Annotated in this window: 19 protein-coding genes; 11 read left to right on the top strand and 8 right to left on the bottom strand. The window is 72.0% G+C overall.

From position 1 onward, the window contains the following. Positions 1-393 precede the first annotated feature (393 nt). The 4 genes from ACX80K_RS10105 to ACX80K_RS10120 form a co-directional block, all read right to left on the bottom strand. Positions 394-1,263, bottom strand: coding sequence for a DNA-methyltransferase (locus ACX80K_RS10105; protein ID WP_459271740.1), 870 nt, complete (start codon positions 1,261-1,263; stop codon positions 394-396). Positions 1,264-1,269: 6 nt separating this feature from the next. Further along, on the bottom strand, positions 1,270-3,018 hold the full coding sequence (locus ACX80K_RS10110) for a DEAD/DEAH box helicase (protein WP_459271741.1): 1,749 nt from the start codon (positions 3,016-3,018) through the stop codon (positions 1,270-1,272). Between the two features lie 259 nt (positions 3,019-3,277). Then, positions 3,278-4,801 carry an RNB domain-containing ribonuclease gene (locus tag ACX80K_RS10115; RefSeq protein WP_459271742.1) on the bottom strand — a complete coding sequence of 508 codons (1,524 nt, stop codon included), beginning with the start codon at positions 4,799-4,801 and terminating at the stop codon, positions 3,278-3,280. Between the two features lie 64 nt (positions 4,802-4,865). After that, positions 4,866-5,312, bottom strand: coding sequence for a YdeI/OmpD-associated family protein (locus tag ACX80K_RS10120; RefSeq protein ID WP_459271743.1), 447 nt, complete (start codon positions 5,310-5,312; stop codon positions 4,866-4,868). 170 nt (positions 5,313-5,482) lie between these two features. On the opposite strand from ACX80K_RS10120, the gene ACX80K_RS10125 reads away from it, so the two are divergent. Beyond that, on the top strand, positions 5,483-6,337 hold the full coding sequence (locus tag ACX80K_RS10125; protein ID WP_459271744.1) for a ferritin-like fold-containing protein: 855 nt from the start codon (positions 5,483-5,485) through the stop codon (positions 6,335-6,337). 117 nt (positions 6,338-6,454) lie between these two features. Here the strand turns inward: ACX80K_RS10125 and ACX80K_RS10130 are convergent, their stop codons facing one another. Both ACX80K_RS10130 and ACX80K_RS10135 read right to left on the bottom strand, forming a co-directional pair. Then, positions 6,455-6,679 carry a DUF3107 domain-containing protein gene (locus tag ACX80K_RS10130; RefSeq protein WP_459271745.1) on the bottom strand — a complete coding sequence of 75 codons (225 nt, stop codon included), beginning with the start codon at positions 6,677-6,679 and terminating at the stop codon, positions 6,455-6,457. A 48-nt stretch (positions 6,680-6,727) separates the two neighbouring features. Continuing rightward, on the bottom strand, positions 6,728-7,348 hold the full coding sequence (locus ACX80K_RS10135) for a TetR/AcrR family transcriptional regulator (RefSeq protein ID WP_459271746.1): 621 nt from the start codon (positions 7,346-7,348) through the stop codon (positions 6,728-6,730). Between the two features lie 189 nt (positions 7,349-7,537). Between ACX80K_RS10135 and moeB the strand changes: the two genes are divergently transcribed. After that, positions 7,538-8,812, top strand: a complete 1,275-nt coding sequence (moeB, locus tag ACX80K_RS10140; RefSeq protein WP_459271747.1) for a molybdopterin-synthase adenylyltransferase MoeB — start codon at positions 7,538-7,540, stop codon at positions 8,810-8,812. A gap of 49 nt (positions 8,813-8,861) precedes the next feature. Here the strand turns inward: moeB and ACX80K_RS10145 are convergent, their stop codons facing one another. Continuing rightward, positions 8,862-10,250, bottom strand: a complete 1,389-nt coding sequence (locus ACX80K_RS10145; protein WP_459271748.1) for a glutamyl-tRNA reductase — start codon at positions 10,248-10,250, stop codon at positions 8,862-8,864. 183 nt (positions 10,251-10,433) lie between these two features. On the opposite strand from ACX80K_RS10145, the gene hemE reads away from it, so the two are divergent. From hemE to hemL, 8 genes are all read left to right on the top strand, one after another. Beyond that, positions 10,434-11,495, top strand: coding sequence for a uroporphyrinogen decarboxylase (hemE, locus tag ACX80K_RS10150; RefSeq protein ID WP_459271749.1), 1,062 nt, complete (start codon positions 10,434-10,436; stop codon positions 11,493-11,495). A 2-nt stretch (positions 11,496-11,497) separates the two neighbouring features. Continuing rightward, the gene (hemG, locus tag ACX80K_RS10155; protein WP_459271750.1) at positions 11,498-13,039 is read left to right on the top strand and encodes a protoporphyrinogen oxidase; all 1,542 of its coding nucleotides are present in this window, start codon (positions 11,498-11,500) and stop codon (positions 13,037-13,039) included. A gap of 73 nt (positions 13,040-13,112) precedes the next feature. Next, positions 13,113-13,832 (top strand): hydrogen peroxide-dependent heme synthase, encoded by a 720-nt coding sequence (gene hemQ, locus ACX80K_RS10160; RefSeq protein WP_459271751.1) that lies wholly within the window; start codon positions 13,113-13,115, stop codon positions 13,830-13,832. 47 nt (positions 13,833-13,879) lie between these two features. After that, entirely contained in the window at positions 13,880-15,034 is a 1,155-nt protein-coding gene (locus ACX80K_RS10165) for a ferrochelatase (RefSeq protein ID WP_459271925.1), read from the top strand. Next, positions 15,034-15,981 (top strand): hydroxymethylbilane synthase, encoded by a 948-nt coding sequence (gene hemC, locus ACX80K_RS10170; RefSeq protein WP_459271752.1) that lies wholly within the window; start codon positions 15,034-15,036, stop codon positions 15,979-15,981. The genes ACX80K_RS10165 and hemC overlap by 1 nt, the downstream gene beginning before the upstream one ends. Before the next feature lie 7 nt (positions 15,982-15,988). Then, on the top strand, positions 15,989-16,852 hold the full coding sequence (locus ACX80K_RS10175; protein WP_459271753.1) for a uroporphyrinogen-III synthase: 864 nt from the start codon (positions 15,989-15,991) through the stop codon (positions 16,850-16,852). After that, positions 16,849-17,832: a porphobilinogen synthase gene (gene hemB / locus ACX80K_RS10180; RefSeq protein ID WP_459271754.1), complete on the top strand. Its 984-nt coding sequence runs from the start codon at positions 16,849-16,851 to the stop codon at positions 17,830-17,832. The genes ACX80K_RS10175 and hemB overlap by 4 nt, the downstream gene beginning before the upstream one ends. Before the next feature lie 10 nt (positions 17,833-17,842). Further along, complete coding sequence (hemL, locus tag ACX80K_RS10185; RefSeq protein ID WP_459271755.1) at positions 17,843-19,180, top strand: glutamate-1-semialdehyde 2,1-aminomutase; 1,338 nt, start codon at positions 17,843-17,845, stop codon at positions 19,178-19,180. Positions 19,181-19,234: 54 nt separating this feature from the next. Here the strand turns inward: hemL and ACX80K_RS10190 are convergent, their stop codons facing one another. Then, positions 19,235-20,038, bottom strand: coding sequence for an exonuclease domain-containing protein (locus ACX80K_RS10190; protein ID WP_459271756.1), 804 nt, complete (start codon positions 20,036-20,038; stop codon positions 19,235-19,237). Between the two features lie 70 nt (positions 20,039-20,108). Between ACX80K_RS10190 and ACX80K_RS10195 the strand changes: the two genes are divergently transcribed. Continuing rightward, positions 20,109-20,561: an MGMT family protein gene (locus ACX80K_RS10195; RefSeq protein ID WP_459271757.1), complete on the top strand. Its 453-nt coding sequence runs from the start codon at positions 20,109-20,111 to the stop codon at positions 20,559-20,561. Positions 20,562-20,591 lie beyond the last annotated feature (30 nt).

Raw genomic sequence — 20,591 nt, forward strand, 5'->3', positions numbered from 1 at the left:
CTGATGCCGCAGGACCGCCCACCGACGCCGGATCGTGCGCAGGACGACCACACGGGCCCGACACACCCTCACACCCGACACTCACGACGGGCCGAACTCCTCTTCGCCTGATGGGAGACCCAGGACCAGTTGATCGACCTCCCGGCTACCCCGCACGGGAACACTGAGAAGTGGAGCGCCGCGCATAGGGGACCGCACAGAGTGACGTTCTGGCAGCTACCGCGCGGCAACGGTCCCGTAGGAGCCCCCACAATCGAGCGACCTCCGCTCGGGCCGACGCGTAGGGGTGCCGACGCCGAAGCGGTGGCCAGACGCAGAGGCGTTCCTATCGGGTGGCCGACCCAGTCCATGCTCCCGAGACATCACGTACCCGGTGTCCACCTCCGCAAGGCGTCAGGTCCAGGGGTCCAGGCGCGCCTGCATGACCTGGATGGCCTGCGGATTGCTGTCCACGCAGACGAATCGGCGGCCGAGCTTCCCGGCCACGGCCCCGAGCGTCCCGGAGCCGGCGAAGAAGTCGAGGACCCAGTCACCCTCGCGACTGCTCGCCGCGACGGCACGCCGCAGCAGGCCCTCGGGCTTCTGGGTCGGGTAGCCGGTCTTCTCCCGTCCCGTCGGGGACACGATCGTGTGCCACCAGACGTCCGTGGGGAGTTTGCCGAGGGCCGCCTTCTCGGCGGTCACGAGGCCGGGCGCCATGTAGGGTTCCCGGTCCACCTCGTCGCTGTTGAAGTAGTACCCGGACGGATTCTTGACGTACACGAGGATATTGTCGTGCTTGGCGGGCCACTTGCGCTTGGTCCGCGCCCCGTAGTCGTAAGCCCAGATGATCTCGTTCAGGAAGCACTCACGCCCGAAGAGGGCGTCGAGCATGACCTTGGCGTAATGCACCTCGCGGTAGTCCAGGTGCAGGTAGAGCGTGCCGTCGTCGGCCAGGAGTCGCCACGCTTCGGCGAGCCTGGGCCAGAGGAAGTCCCAGTAGTCCTCGAACGCGTCGTCGTAACTCGCGAGCATGCCCTTGACGGTCGAGTAGGAGAGCCCCTTGAAGCCCACGCGGTCCCCCTCGCCGTCCACCGCCCGCACCATCGACGTCTGCTGGCGGCGCTGCACGCGGCCCGTGTTGAAGGGCGGATCCACGTAGATCATCGCGAAGGCCGCGTCCGGCAGCGTGGCGAGGTACTCCGCATTGTCGGCGTGCACCACGAGGTTGGCGCCGTCCGCGCTCCATGAAGGAGGCGCGGACGGCACGGGGAGCTCCGACACCGGGTGTCAGTCCTCCGAGCCGCCGGCAGGCTTCGCGACGACCTCGCCGTTGCGGCGGCGGGTCCGGCTGCGGCGTGGGCGGTCGCCTGCGGGCGCCTCGCCCTCGCCGCCGGAGCGGTGACGGCGCGTGCCACCCTCGACCGCGTCGGCCGGGACGGTGGATGCTGCAGGCGCGTCGGTAGCATCGGAGCCGTTGCCCCGGCCACGGCCGCGGGAACCCCGCGACTGCTCGCCGGTGGCCGAATCACGGCGGGGGCCACCACGGCCGCCCGATCGCCCGCGTCCGCCGTCGTTCCCGGCACCGCCCGCGCTGCCGCCGCGCCCACCGGAGTCACCGGCGCCACCGCCGCGCTTGCCGGTCTCGCCGAGGTCCTCGAGGACTTCGGCCTGGATGCCGGCGAGCTTGCGATCCTTGCGGGGCAGCCGACCCTTGGTGCCCTCGGGGATGTCGAGGTCGGTGTAGAGGTGCGGGGACGACGAGTAGGTCTCGACCGGTTCGGGGGTATCGAGACCGAGAGCCTTGTTGATCAGGCCCCAGCGGGGGACGTCGTCCCAGTCCACGAAGGTGACGGCGGTGCCCTTCTTGCCGGCGCGGCCCGTGCGGCCCACGCGGTGCAGGTAGGCCTTCTCGTCCTCGGGGCACTGGTAGTTGATGACGTGCGTGATGTCCTCCACGTCGATGCCGCGCGCGGCCACCTCGGTGGCGACCAGGACGTCGATCTTGTCGCCGCGGAAGGCACGGAGCGCCTGCTCGCGGGCGCCCTGTCCGAGGTCGCCGTGGATGGCGCCGGCCGCGAACCCGCGGTCGATGAGTTCCTCGGAGAGCTTCGCGGCGGTGCGCTTCGTCTTGCAGAAGATGATGGCGCGGCCGCGGTTGCGGGCCTGCAGGATGCGTGCCACCACCTCGGCCTTGTCCAGGTTGTGCGCCCGGTAGATGACCTGGCGGATGTCCTTCTTGGTGATGCCCTCGTCCTCGGGATCCGCGGCGCGGATGTGCGTGGGCTGCGTCATGTAGCGGCGGGCCATCGCGATGACGGGACCGGGCATGGTCGCGGAGAACAGGAGCGTCTGGCGCACGGGCGGAGTCGCGGCGATGAGGGTCTCGACGTCGGGCAGGAAGCCGAGGTCCAGCATCTCGTCGGCCTCGTCGAGGACCACGATCTTCACGTTCTTCAGCACCAGCAGCTTCTGCCGGTACAGGTCGATCAGGCGCCCGGGCGTGCCGACCACGATCTCGACGCCCTTCTTGATGGCCTCGATCTGGGGCTCGTAGGCACGGCCGCCGTAGATGGTGACGATGCGCGCATTGCGCTTCTTCGCCGCCGTCGTCAGGTCGCTCGCGACCTGTACCGCGAGCTCGCGCGTCGGGACGACGACGAGGGCCTGCGGTGCACCGGGGACGGGGAGCTTCTCGTAGCCCGCATCGTCGGGACCGACGACGCGCTGGATCGCCGGGATGCCGAAGCCGAGCGTCTTGCCCGTGCCGGTCTTCGCCTGGCCGATGATGTCGTGGCCGCCGAGGGCGATCGAGAGCGTCATCGCCTGGATGGGGAAGGGGTGCACGATGCCGGCGTCCGCGAGGGACTCGACGATGTCGGGGCGCACGTTGAAGTCCGCGAAGGTCTCGGGGACGACCGCGTGCGGCTCCTCGGTGGTGACCAGGGTCTCCTCGACGTCGATGGCGTCGATCGAGTCGTCGGCCACGAGGTGGTGGGCGTCCGTTACCGGAGTGTTGTCTGAGTTGATGTCGAGCACGTTCTACCGTTCATTCAGGCCCCGCGGCCGCTGAGGCTCGACGCCGGGATTGATCCATCCGGGGCGGAGCGTATCGGCGGGCGCCAGGGCGTCCAGTGGAAGCCGATCGCGGGCTTGCGACTGCATGCGGGCTGCGGAGGGAGACCTGCGCCCGCGGGAACTCGGGATCGAGTAGGTACTGCGGGTTATCGGGAAAGTGATAACGACCGGGCATCCATTACTACAGGTTCAAGACTACCCTGCCCGCCCCTCACCGGTGTCATCGCAGGCCTGGCGGTGGCGCGTCCGGGGGTTTGACCTCGAAGCGCAGACGGCGACGCGCGATGTCGGCCTCCAGCAGTACCACCGTGACCCGTTCGCCGGCGACGAGCTCCCCGTAGCACTTCGCCTCGAGCGGCGGTTCGGTGACCTGCACCGTACCCGACAGGCGCGGCGCCTGTTTGCCCGGGGCGTCCTCGACGGCGGGCGGCGAACCCTGGAGGACGACGGCGGAGAACGCCTCGCCGATACGGTTGCTCAGCAGTGCGGCCTGCACCGCGTCCATGGCGCCGGAGTCGAGCCGGGACGCCGTCTGGTTCGAGGAGGCCATGAGGGCGTTGAGGTCCGGCAGCGCCGCGCGCACCCATGCGGGAACCTCCTCGCCGGCACAGAGCGACGCACAGGTCACGAGCACGAAGCGGTCCACGAGGCGCCGCAGGGGAGCGGTGGTGTGTGCGTACGGTGCGGCGATCGCGGACTGCACGACGGCGTCGGGCACCTGTCCGTCGAAGGCGGTGTAGCCGGCACCCCGGAACAGCGAGGCGGCGGCATGCATCAGCGCGAGCTGCCGGGGGTCTCCGACGTCGAGCGTCCGCAGGAACGCACCGTAGGGCATGTCCGCGGGCCAGGGGTGCTCGAGCGCCTCGGACTGGCGCCGGAATTTCGCGAGCGCGCCGTCGTCGGGTTCGGGCATGGTGCGCAGGATGCCGATACCGCCGTCGATCATCATGCGCGCAGCGGCCATGCCCGTCATCAGCGAGATCTGGGCGTTCCAGTCCTCGCAGGGCAGGGCGGGCTCCGTGATGATGCCGTAGCTCTCGCCGTCGTGCGTGATCTCCTGGCGGGGGAGGTTGAGGCTCGCGCCACCCCGATCGAGTTCCTGCTGGATGCGGTGCATGCCGACCTCCTTCAGGAGGGTCAGCTGCTCGTCGGCGGTGCCCGCGTCGATGGTGGACTGGACCTGCGTGTAGGTGAGCTGCCGCCGGCTGCGGACGAGGGCCCGCCCGACGGTCGCGGACTGCACGACCGCTGCGGCGTCGAGACGGAAGTGCCAGACGTAGGCGGGCCGGTCCCGATCCGGCAGGAGGCTCGCGGCGTCCTCGGAGATGACCTCCGGGTGCATCGAGATCCGGCCGTCCGGGGCATACATGGTCTGTCCGCGGAGCCTGGCCTCGGCGTCGATGGTGCCTCCGGGCCGGACGAAGAGCGGCACGTCGGCGATGGCGTACCAGACCTCGTAGCCGCCCGCACCTCCATCGGCCTGGCTGCCGCCCGTCCGCCGGAGATGCACGGCCTGGTCCAGGTCGGTGGAGCCCGGCGGATCGATGGTGAGGAACGGAAGCTCCCGCAGGTCCCGCAGGTCGGCGGAGGGAAGCCGCCGGGCCGCTACCGCGTCCTGTGCCTCGCGCAGGACGTCCTCCGGGAAATCCTCACGGATCTCGAGTTCCCGGCGGAGGGCGCGCAGCGACTCGGTGAGGCGCTGCTGGGACTCCCGGTCCCTGAGATCCATATGCTGTGCGGGCACACGCAATACGGTAACGCACGCCACAGACATCGGGGATCCCGTCGCGGGTGGACGACGGGGCTTGCTACGACTCCTGGGGGCGGAGCGAGTCGACGGCCTTCAGCACGCGGCGCTGCCGGGTGTCGGCGCCCTTCGCCTGCTCGATCGACAGGACGAGGGCTTTCCGCCGGCTGACGGACAGGGCACCGAACGCGGCGACGAGCCCCGGGTCCTCGGAGAGGGCCACGGCCAGGTCCTCCGGCACGTCGACGATGCGTTCCTCCCGGTCCGGGTCCAGGCGCACCGTCACGGACTGGTTGGCTGCCAGCCCGGCACCGTTCCGGTGCTCGGCACTGACGGGGATCATCGCACGACCGTTCATGGACCCGACGGTCGTGCGATAGGTATAGGCGCCGAGTGTCACCGTCACCGCGGGACGACGGCCCCCTCCGAGTGCCGACAGCACCTCCTCGGGGACCTCGATGCCCGTTGCGGTGCGGCCCGCCAGTTCGAGGACACCCGTGAACTCCATGCGTTCCTGCCTTCCGTCCGGCCGCCGGCCCTGATCTTCGATGACCGGCAAGGAGCGCCTGATCCGTCCGGTCGGAGGGACCGAGCATAGACCGGGGGCGGCGGTGCGCAACAGGGCCCGGCGCCGTCGGGCAGGTTGCCGCTCCACCCTGAGTGCGTACTCTTAGCAGAATGAACAACGGCTCCTCCGACAGTACGGCCCTCTCGGCAGCAGAGCGGGATCGCACCGGGCCCGTCCGGCCCCCCACGGCCGCGCCGGTGAGCCCGAACCCCGCGCCGGCCCGAACCGGCCCGGCCGGTGCAGCAGGCCCGGCCGGTGCAGCAGGCCCGCCCGGTGCTGCCGCCGTGGATGCGGGTCCGGGGGAGGACGCGTTCGCCAATCCGCTCTACGCGCGTTTCGTCACGGACCTGCTCGGCATCGTCGCCTACGGGGAGCTGTCGGGATTCGAGCGGTTGTCCTCGGACGCACGGTTCTCGCCGAGCCTCGGCGACCGCGCAGGCCTGGGCCGGCTGGCCGTGCAGGAGTTCGAGCACTTCGAGATGGTGGCCGCCTTCCTCGCGGACCTCGGCATCACCATCGAGGACGCGATGGGACCGTTCCAGGCGTCCATCGACGCCTTCCACGAGCGGACACGCCCCGGGGACTGGTACGAGTCCCTCATGAAGGCGTATGTCCTCGACGCGTTCTCCGGCGACTTCTACCGGGCGCTGGCCGACAGTTTCGATCCGCGCACCCGCGCCCTCATCAGTGCCATCGATTCGGGGGACGGCGCGGCCCACCTGCAGCGGCGCCTCAAGGAGGCCCTCTCCGACGATCCCCGGCTGGCCTCACGCCTGGCGCTGTGGGGGCGTCGGCTCGTGGGGGAGGCCCTGACCCAGGCCCAGCGCGTGGGCATTGAGCGCGAGTACCTCGCCGGACTCCTCTTCGCGAACGAGCCCAGCCACACGCAGCACACGACGGCGCTCTTCGCGCAGCTCACCCGCAACCATTCGAGGCGCATGGGCGCCCTGGGACTCACCGCCTGACTCCCGCACCGGTCCGGCGGAGGACCTGTTCCGCGGAAGAACCCTCGAACGGAGGACCCGTGCCCGACGGCGTCTGCCGTCGACCACGGGTCCCGTAGCGGAGAGGATCCTCCCGCCCTACAGCGCGCCGAAGCCCACCCGTCGAGTCTCCTCGGCGCCGATCTCGACATAGCCGAGGACCGACGTCGGGACGATCACCTGGCGTCCCTTGGCATCCTTGAGGCGCAGCTCCGTGCCGCCGCTCATCGCCTGGGCCACGAGTTCGGCGATCGCGTCGGCGCTCTCGGAGGATTCGAGGATGATCTCGCGGTTGACGTTCTGGATACCGATCTTGACTTCCACGGCGTATGCCTCCTGTTGTATGGGGGTGCTTCTGCTTCGAAAACTACCCTAGATCTCCTTGGGGAAACGGCTGATTCCGCGCCAAGCTAAACGGTAGATGAGCTCCGCCGCGGCATCGATGTCGAGGGTGCCCTCCGTCTCGAGCCAGTAGCGGGCGCTCACCTGCGCCATGCCCGCGAGTCCGCGGCCCAGCAGGGTGGCCTCGACGACGGAGAGTTGCGTGTCACCCGCGATCACGCCCGCGATCGCGCCCGCGAAGTGGGCGTTGAACTCCTCGAGCCGGTCCCGGACGTCGGGCTCGTTGCCGATGTCCGATTCGAAGACGAGCCTGTGGGCCTGGCTGTCCTGCGCGATGAACTGGAAGTAGGCCCGCATGGTCGCATGCACGCGCAGCTTGTTGTCGTCGGTGGAGCGCAGCGCGTCGACGAGCAGCTGGGTCAGCTCGGCGAGATGCCCGTCGAGCAGCGCGAGGTAGAGGTCCCGCTTCCCCGGGAAGTGCTGGTACAGCACGGGCTTGCTGACGCGGGCCGCCACGGCGATGTCGTCCATCGCGGCACCGTGGTAGCCGTTGCTCACGAAGACTTCCTGCGCCGCCGCCAGGAGCTGGCGCCGTCGCTCGTCCCGCGGCAACCGGACGGCTTTTCCTGCGGTGGACGGTTCAGCACTCACGTGAGGTGTTCCTCGGGCTCTGCGGGCGGGGATGTCCGCCCAGTTTACCCACCAGTAGGAGGCGGTCCGCGCTGGAGGGAGGGCGACGCCGCGCGGTCGGCCCGGTGGGACGGCCGGTGGGCCGGTCGCGGGGACCGGGCTCTGCCGTGCTCGCTGGCCCGGCGCGGGCGGCGCGCAATATCCTTGGGTATGAGTCCTTCCCCTCCGGCGTCCGCCGGCGCCCCGGTGTCCACCCCGCCGTCCGGCCTGCAGTCCGACCTGCCCGCGGTACTGCCGCCGCTCGTGGGGGCGACGGGCAGCCTGTCGCAGGAGGAGACGCTGCGGTACTCGCGGCACCTCATCATCCCCGGCTTCGGCACCGAGGCGCAGCTGCGCCTGAAGAATGCGCGCGTCCTCGTGATCGGCGCCGGGGGACTGGGGTCGCCGGCGCTCCTGTATCTCGCGGCGGCGGGCGTGGGCACGCTCGGCATCGTGGACGACGACGGCGTCGAGCTGTCCAACCTGCAGCGCCAGGTCATCCACGGCATGCCGGACCTCGGCCGGTCGAAGGCGGTCTCCGCACGCGACAGCATCCTCGCGCTGAACCCGCTCGTCGACGTCGTCCTCCACGAGGAGCGGCTGCACCGGGGGAACGCGCTGGAACTCTTCGCCGGCTACGACCTGATCGTCGACGGCACGGACAACTTCGCCACCCGCTACCTCGTCAACGACGCGGCGGCGATCCTCGGGAAGCCGTACGTGTGGGGTTCCATCCTGCGCTTCGACGGCCAGGTCAGCGTCTTCTGGCAGGACCACGGCCCCACGTACCGCGACCTGTATCCCGAGGCGCCGCCGCCCGGCTCCGTGCCGTCGTGCGCGGAAGGCGGCGTGCTGGGGGTGTTGTGCGGGCAGATCGGTTCCGTGATGGTCAACGAGGCCATCAAGCTCATCACCGGAGTGGGCACCACGCTGCTCGGCCGGGTGCTGGTGTTCGATGCGCTGGAGATGACGTGGCGCGAGGTGCGCGTGCGGCCCGATCCGGCGGCGTCCCCGATCACGGAACTCATCGACTACGAGCAGTTCTGCGGCCTGCCGTCCGCGGGTTCCACCCCGGCGAGCGACGGGGCCGCGGAGGCGGTACCGCCGGTGCCGCCCGTGCCGACGGTCACCGTCGAGGAGCTCGCGGCGCTGCTCGAGGCGCGATCCGCCGGCAGCGCGGACTTCGACCTGCTGGACGTGAGGAACCCGGAGGAACACGCCATCGTCAGCATCGACGGTGCCGTGCTGGTGCCCAAGAACGTGATCCTGGACGGCGACATGATCATCGACGGCAACCGGACGCTCTACGTCCACTGCAAGTCCGGCGTCCGTTCCGCCGACGTCGTCCGCTTCCTCCAGGAGCAGGGTCACTCGGACGCACGGTCCGTGGAAGGCGGGATCGTCGAGTGGGTCCGGACGATCGAACCGGAGAAGATGACCTACTGATCCGCCCGGACGGGTCGGTCAGGCAGCCAGGATCAGGCGCCGGCCGGGATCAGGCGCTCTGCGCGGGCCGCTCGTGGTCGACGGGGCACACGGCACCGTCGCGGTGGACGTGGAGCGGATGTGCTGCCGCCCTGCCGTCCGATGCCGCCGGGGCGGTCCGCTCCGGCGCGGGAACCTTCTCCGCGGGAGCGAGGTCGATCCCGTAGAGGGCCTCGAGCGCGGCGGTGTAGTCGTCCTGGCGTCCCTCGGCCGCGAGCTCCCTGGCGCGGACGGTCGGCACGTGCAGCAGCTGCCGGACCATGCGCCGCAGGGCGAACTCGACCTCCTCGGCGGCGGCCGTGCAGCCGTGCTGGGCCCGCACCCGCTCCATCTCGGAGTCGAGGACCGCCTGGGTGTGCCGGCGCAGTGCCACGATGGCCGCGTTCATGGCGCGGGTCGTCTGCTGCTCCTCGAAGGACCGTGCCGCGTCGCGGACGAGGTCGCCGGCCTGGGCGAGCGCGTCGGCCTGCTCCTCGGGGGCAGCAGCGCGGACGGATTCGAGCGTGATCAGCTCGACGTCGTCGAGGGTCCCGACGGCGGGGTCGAAGTCGTGGCTGAGGGCCAGGTCGATGACGACGAGCGGACGATCGCTGCCTTCCCGGATCCGCTCGATGTCGGCCGCGTCGATCCGCGCATCGCTGCCGCTGCAGCCGATGACGACGTCGGCCCGGCGCATCGCTCCCGGCAGGTCCGCGGCCGGGACGGCGGTACCGCCGCGCGAGGCGACGAAGCCCTCGGCGCGGCCGGAGGAGGAGAAGACGGAGACGTCGGTGCAGCCCCTGTCCTTCAGGGCGGCCATCGTGGCGCCCGCGTAGGCGCCGGTGCCGAACAGCACCACGGACTTGCGCGACCAGTCGGCGTCGACGGAGAGGTCGCCGGCGAGTTCGAGGGCCACGGAGACGATGGAGCGGCCACGGCTGCCGAGCGCGGTCTGGGCGCCGACGTCCTTCGCGGTCTTCGAGGCGGCCTGGAACAGGCGCACGAGACCGCCGCTGGCGGCCCCCGAGCCCTGCGCCTCGATGAGCGCCCGGCGCACCTGCCCGGCGATCTCGCGTTCACCGATCACGGCGGAATCGAGCCCGGCGCCGACGGCGAAGAGATGCTCGGCGACGCCCTGGCCCGTGTGGGTCTCGAACGACGCGGACACTGACTGCTCGGGGATGCCGGAGTACTCGCTGATCGTGGACACGATCGCCGAGCGTGCCGCCTCGACGTCGTCCTCGGACGGTGCCTCGGCGTAGATCTCGAAACGGTTGCACGTGGCGAGGACGACGGCGCCGGAGACGGCCCTGTCCTCGGCGAGCACGGAAGCAGGGACCTGGGGTGCCCCGACGCTGAGTCGGGCGACAGTTTCCAGGTCCACGTTCGAGTGTGTCGCAACAAGTGAAAGAAGTACCACAGCCCTCCGATCATACCGAGAACGGGTCTTCCCCACTGAATAGGCGATCCTTACCCCGCCTTGCGTTCCGCGGATTCCTGCGGGATTCTGCCCCCGGAGGGACCGGGTGATGTTGACCACGCGCACGCCGGACGCGTCGCCCCCGGTTAACGCTCCGGCCGGATCTTCGGCAGAATCGGCCGTATGGACCTTGCCGCATCGCACCCGCTGGTCGACGGACGCACGTCCGGCTCGCCCCTCATCTCGGCCTATCGCGGGCAGGCGCCCCATCGGCGACCCGTATGGTTCATGCGCCAGGCCGGGCGGTCGCTGCCCGAGTACCGGGCGCTGCGCGAGGGCACCGACATGCTCGCCTCCTGCCTCGACCCGGAGATGGCGTCCGAGATCACCCTCCAGCCCGTCCGGCGGCACGACGTCGACGCCGGCATCTTCTTCTCCGACATCGTGATCCCGCTGAAGCTCGCGGGCGTCGACGTGGACATCGTCCCCGGGGTGGGACCCGTGCTCGGCAAGCCCGTCCGCACCGCGGCCGACGTCGCGGCCCTGCCCACGCTGACCGACGAGGCGCTCGACCCCATCCGGCAGGCGGTCGCCCTCACGGTCGCCCAGCTCGGCTCCACCCCGCTGATCGGCTTCGCCGGGGCACCCTTCACGCTCGCCGCATACATGGTGGAGGGGCGCCCGTCGCGCGACCACCTCGGTCCGCGCACCATGATGCACGCCGACCCGGACACCTGGCGCGCCCTGACCGAGTGGGCCGCGGACGCCTCGGGGAAGTTCCTGCGCGCCCAGCTCGAGGCCGGGGCCAGCGCCGCCCAGCTGTTCGACTCGTGGGCGGGCTCCCTCGGCCTCGCCGACTACCGCCGGCTCGTGGCTCCTGCCTCCCGTCGTGCGCTGGACCACGTGCGGGGACTGGGCGCGCCCCTGATCCATTTCGGCACCGGCACCTCGGAGCTGCTCGTGGCGATGCACGAGGTGGGCGTCGACGTCATCGGCGTCGACTACCGGTTGCCCCTCGACGAGGCCAACAGGCGCCTCGGCGGGACGGTACCGCTGCAGGGCAACATCGACCCGGCCCTGCTGCCCGCCCCGTGGCCGGTGCTGGAGCGGCACGTCCGCGAGGTGCTCGCCGCCGGGGCGTCCGCTCCCGGCCACGTGGTGAACCTCGGTCACGGGGTCCCGCCGGACACGGATCCCGCCGTCCTGACGCGCGTCGTCGACCTCATCCACTCCGTGGAGCCGTAGCCGTGGCCAGGGGCGCCGCGGACGCTGCCGCCCGGGGCGGCGACGACGCCGGGACCGTCCTGCCCGGCGCTCCGCCGCAGGAGCGCGAGCGGCGCGGCACCGTCGTGGTGATCGGCGGCGGCATGGCGGGTCTCGTCGCGGCGCGGACACTGCGCCGGCGCGGGCTCCACGTCACCCTGCTGGAGCGGTCCGGGCGCTTCGGCGGAACGGTCGACGGGCGCCCGCTCGGGGGCTTCCAGCTGGACAGCGGCGCGGAGTCGTTCTCGACCCGCTCCGCGACCGTCCCGGCCCTCGCCGCCGAGCTGGGACTCGCCGACCGCATCGTGACCCCCGACGCCACGGGCGCCTGGGTGCAGCTCCCGGGCAGGGACCTGGCTGCCTCGGCACAGCCCCTGCCCAGTTCGGGGGTCCTCGGCATCCCCGCGGACCCGTCGGACCCGGCGATCACGGCCGTGATCGGGCGCGCCGGCTCCCTCCGGGCCGCCCTGGACAAGGTCCTGCCCGTCGGTTCCCTCGCGACCCGCAGCAGGGTCAGCCTCGGGGAACTCGTCCGCACGCGGATGGGGGAGGAGGTGCTCGCCCGTCTGGTGGCCCCCGTCGCGGGAGGCGTCTTCTCGGCCGATCCGGACGACCTGGACGTGGACTCCGTGGCGCCCGGCCTCCGCGCCACCATGGCCCGCCTCGGGTCGCTGGGGGCGGCCGCGGGAGCACTGCGCACGGCAGCGCCCGCCGGCGCGGCGGTCGGCGGGCTCGTCGGCGGGATCGCCCAGCTGCGTGACGCCCTCGTCGCGGAACTCAGGGCCGACGGCGCCGACCTCAGGTCGGGGGAGCAGGTGACCGCCCTCGCCCGCTCGGCCGCGGGGTGGACGGTGACGACCGAGCATTCGACGCTGACGCGGCGCATACCGGCCGACGGCGTCCTCGTCGCCACGGAGGGCCGCGCCGCCGTCGATCTCCTGGCACCGGTGATACCGGCCCTCGCGGACGAGCGGCCCGACCCGGTGCCCGGCGTCGCGCTCGTCACCCTCGTCGTCGACGTCCCGGAGCTCGACGCCCGGCCGCGCGGGACCGGCGTGCTCGTCGCACGGGGCGTCGCGGGTGTCGCCGCCAAGGCGCTGACGCACTCCACGGCCAAGTGGGCGTGGCTGCGGGACCAGGCCGGGCCCGGCTCGCACGTCCTGCGGCTCTCCTTCGGTCGCGTCGGGGACACCCCGGCCGACGTCGGTCTCGCGACGTCCGACGACGTCCTCTACCGGCATGCACTGGCCGACGCGTCGACCCTCCTCGGCGTCCCGATCGTCGAGGCGGACGTCCTCGACTGGGACGTGGTGCGCTGGGCAGGCGCGCTTCCTCACGCATCGGTGGGGCACCGGGAGCGGGTCGCCAGGATCCGCGGACACGTCGCCGACCAGTCGGCGTCGCTCGCCGTGACCGGCGGCTGGCTCGCCGGGACCGGTCTGGTGGCCGTGATCGACGACGCCCGGGCCCGTGCCGACTCCCTCGCGGACGCGCTCGCCGGGGATGATCCTCCGACCGGAATGTGACGTTCATCTCTTCTACCCTCTGTAGAAGAAAAGGGATTCGGTTCGTCTCCGGGCGAGGGGCAGACTAGTACCCATGACTGAGTCGACAGGTAGCACTCCCGCCCACGCTCCGCAGCAGGACGCAGGGGGCGCCGAAGCCCCCGGTGAGCTCTTCTACACCCTCTGGACCGTGTTCTCGCGGGATGCCGCGACCACGGGCTCCGATGCACGGCAGCTCGAGGAGGTGCTCTCCTCCTTCGCGCAGGACGGCGTGGTGCTCCGCGGGTTCTACGACGTCTCCGCCATGCGGGCCGACGCGGACATCCTGGTCTGGCTCCACGGGCCACGCCCCGAGGCCCTTCAGGCCGCCGTCCGCAGGCTGCGCCGCACCGAGACGTTCGCCGGGACCCGCGTGGTGTGGTCCGCCATGGGCGTCCACCGCGACGCGGAGTTCTCGAAGTCGCACAGCCCGGCCTTCTCCCGCGGGGTGGCCCCCGCCGAATGGGTGTGCGTGTACCCGTTCGTCCGCTCCTACGAGTGGTACATCCTGCCGCAGGACGAGCGCCGCGAGATGCTCATGGACCACGGCATGAAGGGACGCAAGTACCCGCAGGTCATCTCCAACACGGTGTCATCCTTCGCCCTCAACGACTACGAATGGATCCTGGCACTCGAGGCTCCCGAACTCGTGGACCTCGTGGACCTCATGCGGTACCTCCGGGAGACCGAGGCCCGCCGCCACGTCCGCGAGGAAGTGCCGTTCTACACCGGCCGGCGGATCAACCACGACGAGATTGCAGAGGTGCTCCAGTGACGACACAGGCATTCGACCCCCTCGAGGGAGTCGACGAGAACGGCCGCATGGCCCCGAAGGCGTACGACGCCGTCGTGCTCGCCTCCTTCGGCGGCCCCGAGGGGCAGGACGACGTCATCCCCTTCCTGCGCAACGTGACCCGCGGCCGCGGGATCCCCGACGAGCGCCTCGAGGAGGTCTCGCACCACTACCGCGCCTTCGGCGGGGTGAGCCCCATCAACAGCCAGAACCGCGCCCTGCGCGCGGCCATGGAGGCAGAGCTGCGCCGCCGCGGCATCGACCTCCCCGTCTACTGGGGCAACCGCAACTCGGAGCCGTTCATCGCGGACACGCTGCAGGAGGCCTACGACGCCGGCCACCGCCGGGTGCTCGCCGTCACCACGAGCGCGTACTCCTGCTACTCGAGCTGCCGCCAGTACCGTGAGGACCTCGGCATGGCCCTCGTCAGGACCGGCCTCGAAGGCCGGCTCGAGGTCGACAAGGTGCGGCAGTACTTCGACCACCCCGGCTTCGTCGAGCCCTTCGTCGAGGGCGTGACGGACGGCCTGGCCAAGGTGCGCGCCGGGCTCGCCGAGCAGGGCGCACCCGACGCGCCCGTCCACATCATGTTCTCCACCCACTCCATCCCCATGGGTGACGCCGAGGCGGCCGGCCCGCGCAACGGCGAGGGTGGCCCCGCCCACGAGGAGGGCGCGTACGTCGCGCAGCACCTCGCGACCGCGCAGGCCGTGCTCGACCGGATCCCCGACGCCGCAGGCGTCGAGTGGTCGCTGGTCTACCAGTCCCGCTCCGGGGCCCCGCACATCCCGTGGCTCGAACCCGACATCAGCGACGCCCTCCGCGACCGTTACGAGAACGGGACACGAGGCGTCGTCATCGTCCCGCTCGGCTTCGTCTCCGACCACATGGAGGTCGCCTGGGACCTCGACACCGAGGCGATGGAGACGTGCGGCGAGCTCGGCATGGTCGCCGACCGCGTGCCCACGCCCGGCACGCATGCCAAGTTCGTGGCGGGCCTCGTCGACCTCATCCTCGAGCGCACCATCGACGACAACATCGCCGACCGGCCGTCGGCCACCGCCCTGGGCCCCTGGTACGACGTGTGCCGGCCCAACTGCTGCGCGAACCGCCGCGGGGAGAAGCCGACCGTCGCGGCCGTCGACTCCACCGTGGGGACGCCGCTGCCCAACCCCGGTATGTGATGGCGGCCGGTATCAGGGTCGGCACGCGGGGCAGCGCCCTGGCGATGACGCAGACGACGACGGTCGCGGAGCGCGTGGCGGACCTCGCCGGGCTGCCGTACGAGCTCGTGCGGATCCGGACGGAGGGGGACATCCTCAAGGGGTCCCTCTCGCAGATCGGCGGGACCGGTGTCTTCGTCGCCGCCCTGCGTGACGCCCTGCTCGAGGAGCGGTGCGACATCGCGGTGCATTCGCTCAAGGACCTCCCCACCCTGCCCGCGTCCGGGCTCACGGTGGCGTCGGTGCCCGAACGCGAGGACGTCCGTGACGCCCTGTGCGCGCGCGACGGCCTGACGCTCGCCACGCTCCCCGACGGCGCCCGCGTGGGTACGGGGTCGCCGCGTCGCGCCGCCCAGCTGCGGTCGGCCCGGCCGGGGCTCGAGGTCGTCGACATCCGCGGGAACGTCGACACGCGGCTCGGGCGCGTCGCCGGACTCGTGCCCGGCGCACCGGGGGACCTCGACGCCGTCGTCCTCGCCGCGGCCGGACTGCGCCGGCTCGGCCGCGACGCCGCCGTCACCGAACTGATCGACACGGACGTCATGCTGCCGGCGCCCGGACAGGGAGCCCTCGCGGTGGAGTGCCGCGAGAGCGAGGCGACACCGCACGTCCGGCAGGCCCTGGCTTCCTACGACCACCTGCCCACGCGCCTCGCGGTGACGGCGGAGCGGGCCGTCCTGCTGCAGCTGGAGGCGGGGTGTGCCGCGCCGATCGGTGCGCTCGCACGCCTGCGGGGCGACGAGCTGGCCCTCGAGGCCGTGGTCTGCAGCCTCGACGGCCGGTCGATCCTGCGGCTCACGCGCTCGGCTCCCGCCACCGACGCCGTCGGCGCGGCGCAGCTCGGGCTCGAGCTCGCCGAGGACCTGCTGGCAGCCGGTGCCGCCGACATCGCGCCGCTGAACGGCTGAGGCCACGATGGCGCGGCAGCGGGCGGAGCGTCCGGTAATCGTCCTGCGGCACCCGGCCCGGACGGTCCGGATCGCCGAGGCCCTCGGTGCGGCCGGCATGAGTGCGTACGCCCTGCCGCTCACCGACACGGAACTGCCCGCCGACGCCGACACCGTCACGGCGGCCCTCGCGGCGCTTGGCGGCTACGACTGGCTCGTGGTGACGAGCGGCAACACCGTCCAGGCCCTGGAGCTGCTCGCCCGGGCGGGAGGATCGACGCTGGCCGCCCTCGTCGGGGCCGGGGCGGTGAGGGTCGCCGCGGTCGGTTCGACCACCGCGGGTCTGCTGGCCGACGCCGGCATCGCCGTCGACCTGGTGCCGGCCGACGCCTCCTCCGCCGGACTCGTGCAGGCCTTCCCGGCGGGCGACGGCGCCGTGCTCCTGCCCCAGGCGGACCTCGCCCCCGACGACCTGCGGGACGGGCTGGCCGGCAGGGGCTGGTCCGTGCGCCGCATCGACGCCTACCGCACCGTGCCCTATCCGGCCCACCCCGCCCGGCGGGTCCCGGGTGTCGAGGAGGAGGGGAGCCCGCCGCCCCTGCTCACCGTCCCCGACGTCGCCCGGCTCGCTGCGGGCGCTGTCCACCCCGCCGTCGTGTTCACGGCCCCGAGCGCCGTGCTGCAGTTCCGTGACAGGCTGGGTGGCGAGCCGTTCGCCTTCCTCCCCGTCGCGATCGGGCGCACGACCGCCGCAGCGCTGCGCTCGCAGGGCTGGGCACCCGCCGCGACCGCCGCGGAACCGACACCGCAGGGCATCACCGCGGCCGTCGAGGACGCCTTCTCACGCGGCGAGGCGACACACCGCGCACCACTGAACGGAGATCGACCATGAGTTTCCCCCAGCACCGGCCGCGCAGGCTGCGCTCCACACCCGCCCTGCGGCGCATGGTGGCCGAGTACCGCGTCCACCCGTCCGAGCTGATCCTGCCGGCGTTCATCCGGGAGGGGCTGACCGAGCCCTCGCCCATCCTGTCCATGCCCGGCGTCGTGCAGCACTCCACGGACTCGCTGAAGCGCGCGGCGGCCGAAGCGGTCGAGCGGGGCGTGGGCGGCATCATGCTGTTCGGCATCCCCGGACACCGGGATGCGACGGGCAGTGCGGGTATCGACCCCGACGGCGTCCTCAACCGGGCCATCGCCGACGTCCGCGCAGAGGTGGGTGATGCTCTCGTCGTGATGAGCGACGTGTGCCTCGACGAATTCACGGACCACGGGCACTGCGGCGTGCTCGCGGAGGACGGCTCGGTCGACAACGACACCACGCTGACCCTCTACGCGCAGATGGCGGTCGAGCAGGCGAACGCGGGCTCCCACGTCCTCGGCCCGTCCGGAATGATGGACGGGCAGGTGGCCGTCATCCGCCAGGCGCTGGACGACGCCGGCCACCAGGACACCGTCGTGCTCGCCTACGCCGCCAAATACGCCTCGGCGTTCTACGGTCCGTTCCGCGAGGCCGTGGACTCCCAGTTGCAGGGCGACCGCCGGACCTACCAGATGGATGCGGCCAACAGGCGCGAGGCGCTCCTCGAGGTGGAGCTGGACATCGAGGAGGGCGCCGACCTGGTCATGGTGAAACCGGCCATGAGCTACCTCGACATCCTCGCCGACGTGGCCGCCATGTCCCCGGTGCCCGTCGCGGCGTACCAGATCTCGGGGGAGTACGCGATGATCGAGGCCGCCGCGGCGAACGGCTGGATCGACCGCCGCCGCGCCATCGAGGAGTCCGTCCTCGGCATCAAGCGCGCGGGCGCGCAGATGATCCTGACCTACTGGGCCTCCGAGCTCGCGCTCTGGCTCGACGAGAAGAACTGAGGAACCCTTCATGACACACTCCCCGACGACGTCGGACTCCCTGTACGAACGCGCGCGGGCCCTGATGCCCGGCGGGGTCAACTCCCCGGTGCGGGCCTTCGGCTCGGTCGGCGGTACCCCGCGCTTCCTCGTGGACGCCCACGGCGCCTACGTCACCGACGCCGACGGGCAGGAGTACGTGGACCTCGTGTGCTCGTGGGGCCCGGCGCTGCTGGGGCACTCCCACCCCGACGTCATCGCCGCGGTCCACCGCGCCGTCGACCACGGGCTCACCTTCGGCGCCTCCACGCCCGCCGAGGCGGACCTCGCCCAGCTCGTGCAGGAGCGCGTCCCCGCCGTCGAGCTCCTGCGCATGGTCTCCACCGGTACCGAGGCCACCATGACCGCTGTGCGCCTGGCCCGCGGCTTCACCTCGCGCACCCTGATCGTGAAGTTCGCCGGCTGCTACCACGGCCACGTCGACAGCCTCCTCGCGTCGGCGGGTTCAGGTGTCGCGACGCTCGCGCTGCCCGGCTCGGCAGGGGTCACGGAGGCGACGACGGCGGAGACCCTCGTGCTGCCGTACAACGACGTCGAGGCCGTCGAGGAGGCTTTCCGGACGCACGGCGAGCACATCGCCGCGGTCATCACGGAGGCGGCGCCGGCGAACATGGGCGTCGTGACGCCCGCACCCGGCTTCAACGCGTTCCTGAGCCGCATCACCACGGAGTACGGTGCGCTGTTCATCGTCGACGAGGTCATGACGGGGTTCCGCACGCACGCGGGCGGCTACTGGCGGCTCACGGGCGGGGCCGACGGCGCCGAGCACCCGTGGACACCTGACCTCCTGACCTTCGGGAAGGTCATCGGAGGTGGCATCCCTGCGGCCGCGCTCGGCGGGCGCGCCGACGTCATGAACTATCTGGCGCCCATCGGGCCCGTCTACCAGGCCGGAACCCTCTCGGGCAACCCGATCGCCATGGCGGCGGGCGTCGCCACCCTGACGGCCGCGACCGACGACGTGTACCGCCACGTGGACGCCCGCTCGCTCGAGGTCGGCGACGCCCTCTCGGCGGAACTCTCGAAGGCCGGCGTCGACCACTCCATCCAGCGCGCCGGGAACCTCTTCAGCGTCGCGTTCGGCACCGCGGAGCACGGGGTCCGGAACTACGCCGATGCCCAGGGGCAGGAGGCGTTCCGCTACGGGCCGTTCTTCCACTCGATGCTCGACTCGGGCGTCTACCTGCCGCCGTCCGTGTACGAGGCCTGGTTCCTCTCGGCGGCGCACGACGACGCCGCGATGGAACGCGTGCACGCAGCCCTTCCCGCCGCGGCGAAGGCGGCCGCGGCGGCTGTCCCGGTCGACTGACGCCGGGCCGGATCGGGACCGACCCCGCACGGCTACCCCGCGATCCCCCGGGGATCACCCCGGGTCGGTGACCGGTGCCGTCCCGGGGGACGGCGGGGCGCCAGGGGGTGCAGCCGAACCGGCAGGGCCTCCGGGTCGTACCGGGCCCGTCCCTCCGTCACGGGATTCCTCCAACGGCCCGATGACGGGCCATGCCCGTTCGATCACGGCGTCGGGGTCCGTCCGCCGTAGGTACTCCTCGAAGCTCGCGGCTTGGCGGTCGGCCCACAGCACCAGGGAGGCATGGAGATCGGTCGCCGGGCGCTGGAGGAACGCGTACCGGTCGGCGAGGATGCGCCCCACCTCCAGCGTCGCGAGCACGTCCGCCGCGGAGGTGTGGGCATGCTCGAACCGGATGCCGTAGTGCTCGCACACCGCCGTCAGCGTCCGTTTGCCGCGCCGGTAGCGGTCCGCCTGCTTGTCCATGACGTACGGGTCGATCACGGGCGACGGGCGCGGGACGTGCACCGAGTGGCGGCGCCCCTCCTGCTCGAGGACCGTGAAGTCGTACCGCGCGTTGTAGGCGAGCACGGGGACGCCGTCGCCGAAGAGGCGGGCGAGGACCGCGGCGATGCCCTGCACCACGTCCGCGGCCGGGAGCCCGTGGGCGCGTGCGTGCGCCGTGGAGATCCCGTGGATCGCCGCGGCTCCGTCCGGGATCCCGACCCCCGGGTCCGCCAGCCACTCGTGGTGCTCGAGCACCCCACCGCTTCCGTCGACGAGGACGATCGTCGCGGTGACGATCCGCGCCGACAACGGATCCCGTCCCGTCGTCTCGAGGTCGAAGGCCGCCCTCGGTCCCACGTGCCAGCTGGTCATGGGACCACCGTACTGGCGGGCTCCGACCAATTGAGGCTCCTGGACCGCGGTCCCGACTAGGGTGGGGCCCATGCGAGGTCGAGGTGCGGACGTCCGGGGCTCCCTGCGGCTGGGTGCCGTCGGGTCGGGACGCGCGCCGTCGCCCCGGGTCGACGCCGACGCCTACACGGACGCCGTGCTCACCGTCGCGGAGATGATCCCTGCCGCCCGCGTCCTGACGTACGGGGACATCGCGGAACTCCTCGACTGCGGTGGTCCCCGCCAGGTCGGCAGGGCCCTGTCGCGCAGTACCCGGGAGGTCCCGTGGTGGCGGGTCCTGCGCGCCGGAGGCCACCCGCCGCGCGGGTTCGCACGGGATGCCCTGCGCCACTACGAGGACGAGGGCACGGCCCTGGCCGTGCCGCCGGACGCTGCGGGCGCCGAGTACCGCGTGGACCTCCGGACGGCGCGCTGGTGGCCCTCCGAGGCGGACCTGTCCCGGATGGCGGCGCTCGGCGCGTCGCTCCGGCGGCCCGGGCCGTAGCGGCGCCCGTCACGCTGTCGCTGATTGTCC

This window comes from Arthrobacter sorbitolis (genome assembly GCF_054510995.1).